The sequence below is a fragment of the Vulcanisaeta sp. EB80 genome (assembly GCF_002078205.2).
Genome location: NZ_LCWN02000091.1, coordinates 1 through 6984, shown reverse-complemented (window position 1 = coordinate 6984; position 6984 = coordinate 1). Strand labels below are relative to the sequence as shown.

Annotated in this window: 7 protein-coding genes; 4 read left to right on the top strand and 3 right to left on the bottom strand. The window is 49.2% G+C overall.

Annotated features, from left to right (window positions below; genetic code table 11):
• Window positions 1-454, top strand: a 454-nt coding sequence (locus B7L70_RS11400; RefSeq protein ID WP_238376229.1) for a hypothetical protein, incomplete at its 5' end; no start/stop codon positions are given.
• The gene (locus B7L70_RS11395) at window positions 451-2403 is read left to right on the top strand and encodes a thermopsin (RefSeq protein WP_081228298.1); all 1953 of its coding nucleotides are present in this window, start codon (window positions 451-453) and stop codon (window positions 2401-2403) included. The genes B7L70_RS11400 and B7L70_RS11395, both read left to right, overlap by 4 nt.
• Window positions 2404-2673: 270 nt before the next feature.
• Here the strand turns inward: B7L70_RS11395 and B7L70_RS11390 are convergent, their stop codons facing one another.
• The 3 genes from B7L70_RS11390 to B7L70_RS11380 form a co-directional block, all read right to left on the bottom strand.
• Window positions 2674-2919: a 30S ribosomal protein S28e gene (locus B7L70_RS11390; RefSeq protein ID WP_081228297.1), complete on the bottom strand. Its 246-nt coding sequence runs from the start codon at window positions 2917-2919 to the stop codon at window positions 2674-2676.
• Window positions 2916-3437, bottom strand: a complete 522-nt coding sequence (rpl7ae, locus tag B7L70_RS11385) for a 50S ribosomal protein L7Ae (protein WP_081228296.1) — start codon at window positions 3435-3437, stop codon at window positions 2916-2918. Before rpl7ae ends, B7L70_RS11390 begins: the two co-directional genes overlap by 4 nt.
• Window positions 3438-3502: 65 nt before the next feature.
• Entirely contained in the window at window positions 3503-3931 is a 429-nt protein-coding gene (locus tag B7L70_RS11380; RefSeq protein ID WP_238376230.1) for a 30S ribosomal protein S19, read from the bottom strand.
• Between the two features lie 308 nt (window positions 3932-4239).
• Between B7L70_RS11380 and B7L70_RS11375 the strand changes: the two genes are divergently transcribed.
• Window positions 4240-6243 (top strand): acetoacetate--CoA ligase, encoded by a 2004-nt coding sequence (locus B7L70_RS11375; RefSeq protein WP_081228294.1) that lies wholly within the window; start codon window positions 4240-4242, stop codon window positions 6241-6243.
• Between the two features lie 42 nt (window positions 6244-6285).
• A complete protein-coding gene (locus B7L70_RS11370; RefSeq protein WP_081228293.1) occupies window positions 6286-6774 on the top strand; it encodes a hypothetical protein in 489 nt (162 codons plus the stop codon).
• Window positions 6775-6984: the final 210 nt, after the last annotated feature.

Here is a 6984-nt window from a genome sequence, read left to right as displayed (position 1 = left end):
CTATGTGGTAGTAATGCGCATCGTCTATACGTTAGTTAGTATGGGCGTAGCCCTTTATGGTGCTTACCTGTTGAGGAGGGGTGTTGAGGGTATTGGTAGGTACTATAACAATCCTGACTTGATTAGTATGGCTAGGCTTCAGTTTGTGGCGTGGATTATCGTGGCAGCAATGCCAATATCATACCATTATTATAACTATGTTAGCTATATTACCGGAGCAGCCGTGGTTATCGGCCTAATACTTATTGGATTAAGCATGAGGAAGATAACCGAGACCCTCTATGAATTAACTGGCATAGATAACTTCGATGTTGCTGAGGATGAGTGGAAGTGGACTGCGTACTTGGCGATTGTTTTCGTGGGTTTCGTGGCCGTACCATTCGCAACGTACAACACGCGAAAAGGGTTTAATAAGATGGTAAGGTGGGTGGCTGAGCAGGGTGCCGTACCATGAGGTGGGTGTTAGTAATAATGGCAGTGGCCCTATCCATAGCCCTGGTGGTGCATGCCCAAACCTTGATTCAACCTCTACCACCTGGTACCTATGCGGTGCTGATGAACGAGAGCCTCGTGACCCCTGGTTATATCGTGATCATAAGTGCTGACCCCCACACATTCAATGTGGCGGTGTTTACACAGCAGAACTTCAACCTGTGGTGGAACCAGTCGCAGGCGGAACCGGCTATTTATCACGGAACAATAATACGAGGCTCTGTTCTCGCCATACCTGCGCCAGCTGGTAACTACGTTATTGCCATATACCCAGTACCAGGTTCAAATTATTACGTGGAGGTATACGTATTTAATGATTCCGACTTACCCATTGGTATTGCCTCATTCCCAACCAGTCCGATAGTTACGAATGAGTTGATGGGTTACTTCGACATTGGTAGTATTATGGCGTATAATCCAAGTGGCCGCTCACAATTTGGTGTCTGGAATAGTGGTGCCTCTCTCCAGTTGAATGCTGTGGTTGTTGTTGAGTTGGTTAATGGGCAATATCAATACTACTGGGTTCAGGATGTTGTTCAGTTTGTTAAGGGCAGTAACGAGTTTTATGTCGTGGATAATGTCTGGAACTATACATCGCCTACACCCACCCTCTCTAATCAATCCATTGTGGGTAATGGTGCAGTTTACAACTCGAGCGGTGGGCTTTACTACGGTTACGCAACATCATCCAGCACCTACTCCCCACCCCTGGGTGGTTACCTAATAATGAATGCATACGCCAGCGGTGGTGTTGTTCATGTTGATTTCGGCTATGTGATAATTAGGAATGGTGGCTATGAATGGCCGACTGTGATTTGGTTCGACAATGTAACCATAATGCCATCGACACCGGCAACAAATGCCTACTTCGAGGTTGGGGCACAATTGACCGGTGGTGGGTGGCCCATGGATGCTGAGTTCGTTTTTGCTGGGTACGGGAATGGCGAGTGGACTATGTTTAATCAATTGAGTGCTAATTTATCAATGCTTTACTGGAACGGTAGTGGCTGGGAAGTCTTACCCACGCTTTATGATTTTGGTTTTGACACGGAGGAGTCGGCGGTAACTAACATAAACGTTACAGTGAGTAGTAACAACCTAGTCGCAGTAACCCTGGGCACCTTTAAGCCTGGGTTTATCGCTACCCAATTGCCCACGCCCATCCTGCCCATGACCTATGTTAGTTACACGAATCCAGTCACTGGGTATAGCTTCTCATATTACGTAACTCAGCCAACGATGATCAACATACCCTCCGTGGTTTACATAAGCAATAACACGAGATACGTCCTTGAGGGATACTATCTCAATAGCCAGTGGTTTTACGGCACAACAATAACTATCACGCCAAACAAAAACTGGTTCATGGCATACGACATATCACCCCAATACCAACTACAATACCTAGTGTCTGTGGCTTCACCACTACCAGTTTACTTTAATGGACTTAAGGTCACCAACTACTCCACCTGGATTAATGCAAGCTCAGCAGTTACGATTATCGCTAAATCCCAGGTGCTCAGCAACGGCACCATGCTCACGCCAGGCATAATGAACGAGACCATTGTGGTGAACCAACCAACAACACTCACTATAAACTGGACAACCAAGTACCTGGTCTCCATCACGTCCACAAAGCCCATATACATCAACGGACAACCCACCACCAACTACACAGCCTGGGTAAACAAAGGCACAACCATAGCCGTAATTGCACCAGCATACAGCCAGTACGCAGGACTAGTGCTTTACCAACCAAACACCACCGCAGTAGCAATCACCGCCAACAAACCAATAACCCTAACAATAACGTACACACCAAACTACACGAGACTCTACATCGTAACCGCAGTACCAGTGGTGGCACTCATCATAACCACAATAACACTTAGGAGAAAGCGCCATAGGTAAGCGAATTTCCACCCTTATTAATTGCTAATATCCATAATACTTAGAGCCTCGCGAAACAGCCTGAAACAATTCAGGGCTAAGAGAGCTTACCCGAGAATGGGACCCAAACCCAACAGCAGGTTAATAATGACCAGAGGCAGCGGGATGAGGGGGATGTTTGGCAGTCACCATTGTAATATTTCAAGTACGTTCTGTTCTCTATTATAAAAATACCTATTTGTCCTTGAGGATTTTACCCTTAAGTTAATACTAATACCTTGGTATTTGATTTTACTTAACTGTTAGTTTCCTGGCTTCGCGCTCTGTCTCCCTTAGCATGACTATATCGCCAACCCTGACCGGGCCCTTAATATTCCTCGTTATCACCCTACCCCTATCCCTGCCCTCCAGTATCCTGACCCTCACGGTATTAACCTCACCAGCAATGCCTGTCCTACCGAGTATTTGAACAACCAGTGCCGCCACCGCATCCTCGTAGGGGCTAAACCTTTCAGCCTTGGTCTCGCCCTCGCTCACTTAGATTCACCCTTCCTAGCGGCTCTTTTGGCTGGTGCCTTCTCGGCTGGTGGTGCGGCCTGTGGTTGTGGCAGTTGTATTGGGTTTAATCCCATCTTTACCCTAACATCATTCAACTGCCTAACTAAATTCTCCAACTCAGCCGATGCCTGCCCTGGATCGATAATTACGGCTGAGGCTGCCGACGTGTTCTGGAGACCAGCCGCCTTACCAAGCCTCTCCTTACTGGGTACGTAGATGTAAGGCACGCCCTTCTCCTCGCAGAGTATTGGTAGGTGGGCAACTATCTCTGGTGGATCAACATCCTCCGCAATAAGCACTAGCTTGGCTAGGCCCCTCTCAACTGCCTTTGTGACCTCGTTGGTGCCCTTCCTTATCCTACCTGTTTCCCTAGCTGCCGATAGAACCTCGTATGCCTTCTCAGCTAGATCCTGCGGTACCGCGAATCTCACGTAGAAGGGCTTTCCCTGCGGTGGGTTGGCATAGAACGTCTTTGGATCCACAGTTACTGACGCCATACTCGACTACTACCGTGAATTTAGCATTTATAAGCATTTTTCATTACGGTGATGATGGCGTAAGGTTACTTCGAGGCTATATGCAGCGTGCTCCTCGTCGCCTTCAATCCAGGCTCGCCGTGCTGAACTATCTTATTAGTTATTGCGAACTCGCCGAGGTAGTGGCCCACGTGCCATGGACTTATGGTTACTGGTAGGTACGTTATACCGTTGTAGACGGATATCGTTAAACCAACCATCTCGGGCAGTATTATCATGTCCCTGGCGTGGGTCTTAATGGTTACCTTCTTACCCTCGGCCATCAACTTCCTGGCCCTCCTAATCTTCTCAAGCAACCTCCTGTGCTCAGGCTTCAAACCCCTCATCAAGCTCCTCCTTTGCCTTGCAGGTAATAGCTTTATGAAGTCCTCCATCGACATCTTCGAGATCTCCTCGAATGTATAACCCCTGTACCTAAATCCCTTCCACTCCTCCTGTGGTATCACGGCGGCCATTAACCAACCCTTCCTACCAGCCTCCGCACCAGCCTCTTCCTCCTTAACCGCAGCCGCAGGTGCCGCAGCTGGCTTTTCCGCCGCCTTCTCCGCGGCCTTCTCTGCAGCCTTGCCTGCTGCCTTAGCCGCAGCCTTGGCTCCAGCCTTCTCCTCAGGTTTCTTCGACATCCACGAAACCATAGGTGGGGCACTTTATAATTTTTACTAAAATGATGCGGTGCCATGGCTTGGAATGCACATTTTATGTAGGTAAAACAGTTAGGTAGGCAAGTAAATATTTATATATTGATGAAGTATATAGTGGTTATATGGTTGGGGAGCCTAGGGTCCTTTGGAGCCCTAGTTCGAGTGTGATTAGGGATTCAAACATCCTGAGGTTTGTGAATTGGTTGCGTGAATTCTATGGGCTTAATTTCGAGGTGTCGATAGATAATCCCAGGGAGAATGTTAAGAATTACGATGCGCTTTGGAGGTGGTCTGTGGATAACCTCGAGACCTTCTGGGAGACTGTTTGGCGGTACTTCAACGTCACCTCACACACGCCCTACACGAAGGTTCTCGAACCAGCCAAGATGCCTGGTGCCCGTTGGTTCGTTGGATCCAGGCTGAATTATGCCGAGCATGTTTTTAGGGCTGCCCGTTGGGGTGAGGAGGCTGTTGTCTATGTTAGGGAGGATGGAGTTAGGAGGAGCCTTACCTGGGATCAAATGGCGAGGGAGATCGCCTCATTGGCTAATTGGCTTAGGAGTGTTGGTGTTGGTAGGGGTGATAGGGTGGCGGCCTACGTGAGCCAAATCCCCGAGGCTATCGTTGCCCTATTGGCCACGGTGAGCATAGGCGCCATTTGGGTTGGGGTTGGTGCTGAATTGGCCCCTAGGGCTGCTATTGATAGGTTCAACATACTTAAGCCTAGGGTGTTGGTTGCGGTTGATGGTTACCCATACAGGGGTAGGGTCTTTGATAAGTACGGTGATGTTAGGCAAATAGTGGATTCGGTAGAGAGTATCGAGAGGGTTGTGATTGTGCCGAACATGAGGGATTCGGTGGAGTTGAGGATTAACAAGCCTGTGCATGATTGGAGGGATGTAACCAGCGCGAGGGGCTTGGGCTTAAGCTTCGAACCCATGGAGTTCAACGAACCCCTCTGGGTATTGTTCACATCGGGAACCACCGGGATACCGAAGCCTGTGGTTCACAGCCACGGTGGTGTCCTCCTAGAAGCCTACAAGGTTGGTTTGCACATGGATTATAAACCGAGTGATAAGTTCACTTGGTACACGACACCGTCCTGGATGATGTGGAACTTCACCGTGGACGCCCTACTCTTCGGAACCACAATACTGTTCTACGATGGTGACCCCACGTTTAGGAACTTCGAACCCTACTGGGAGATTACTGAGAAGGAGAGCTTAACAATACTCGGGCTTAGTGCACCATACATACACGCCGCGATGAAGTCCACGATAGAGCCAGGCAGGCAGTTCAACCTGAAGACCCTCAGGGAGATAGGCTCGACAGCGGCGCCACTATCGCCCCAGGGCTTTGAGTGGGTTTACACCAGGGTTAAGGAGGATGTTTGGTTGGCGCCGATCAGTGGTGGGACTGATGTGGTTTCCGCGTTCGTTGGGGGCTGCCCAATACTGCCTGTTTGGGAGGGTGAGATGCAGTGTAGGTGGTTGGGCGCGGCCGTGAATGTGTATGATGAGGAGGGTAGGCCCGTGGTTAATGAGGTTGGTGAACTTGTTCTCGAGAAGCCAATGCCTTCAATGCCAATATACTTCTGGAACGACCCAGACTACAGGTGGTACATGGAGAGCTACTTCAATGTGTTCCCAGGCGTTTGGAGGCATGGGGATTGGGCATTAATAACGGATAGGGGTACGGTGGTTATAACGGGGCGCTCAGACTCCACAATAAAGAGGAAGGGTATTAGGATTGGCACGCTGGACATATACAAGGTCGTCGAGTCCCTACCGGAGGTTCAGGGAAGCCTTGCCATAGAGGTTAAGGGGAAGCTCGTGCTCCTCGTCGCGTTGAGACCAGGTCTACAATTAACGGATGAGTTGAGGAGGAGGATAAACGATGCACTCAGGACTCAACTTGGTCCCTACTTCATAGCCGACTACATAATCCAGGTGCCGGACATACCAATGACTAGGAATTACAAGAAGCTTGAGGTGCCAATAAAGAAGGTTTTGATGGGCTGGCCCGTGGATAAGGCCGTTAACATAAACGCGGTGCTAAACCCAGACGCCTTCTACGCAACCCTAGAGGCACTGAAACCATACATGGAGGAGTTAATGAAGGAATAAGTGAACCTTAGGTTTAATTTTCATCCCTAAAACCCGATTCCAATGGACCCTAAACTGCGCAGGGTTTACTCGAGGTGTGTGGTTGAGGTTTCCAGGGGATTACTGCCTGACCTAGTCAATGGGTACTATGATTACCTAATCATTGACCTGGCAAGCATAACCTACGGCGTTAATGACCCAAGGTCCTTCCTAGTGAATATGCGGTTGGCGATTGACTACGGCTACCTGGAGCCCAGGGTATTATTCGTGCTTGATTACTCAAAGCCCGAACACAGGGGCGTCGCTGGGTCAAGGATCAAGTGGCTTAGGGACTTGGGCCTTGAGTACGTCCTTGCTGATAATGAGCCGGCAGAGGTGAGAGCGGCAAGGCTTTGTTTGGAGAGGCCTAGGTGTATAGTCCTCAGTAGGGACTACGACCCACTGACCATTATCAATGAGATGCTACAACCAATAAAGGTGAGCGAGAGGGCGTGGGTCTTAAGGAAGATAGCGATAAACAGGGACTGCCTAGCCAAGCACGGTATTCCATAGGAACCGATCAGAGCTATGAAGTAATTATTTCGGAGCCAACTCCCTAGAGTCCCCATAAGCCACTTCACTTAAAAGCCATGCAAGGTAGTGAGGCGGCGCAATGAATAGGTGCGGTAATGAATTAATGGAATTACTAAATTTGATGAGGGCTATTGAAGCATTAAGCCCGTACTGGACCCTACTGGGCATGCACGTAGACTCCGTCGGTCG

Coding starts and splice junctions, on each gene's coding strand:
- B7L70_RS11395 (WP_081228298.1), top strand. CDS start 451: ATGAGGTGGGTGTTAGTAATAATGGCAGTGGCCCTATCCATAGCCCTG.
- rpl7ae (WP_081228296.1), bottom strand. CDS start 3,437: ATGGCGTCAGTAACTGTGGATCCAAAGACGTTCTATGCCAACCCACCG.
- B7L70_RS11380 (WP_238376230.1), bottom strand. CDS start 3,931: ATGGCCGCCGTGATACCACAGGAGGAGTGGAAGGGATTTAGGTACAGG.
- B7L70_RS11375 (WP_081228294.1), top strand. CDS start 4,240: ATGGTTGGGGAGCCTAGGGTCCTTTGGAGCCCTAGTTCGAGTGTGATT.
- B7L70_RS11370 (WP_081228293.1), top strand. CDS start 6,286: ATGGACCCTAAACTGCGCAGGGTTTACTCGAGGTGTGTGGTTGAGGTT.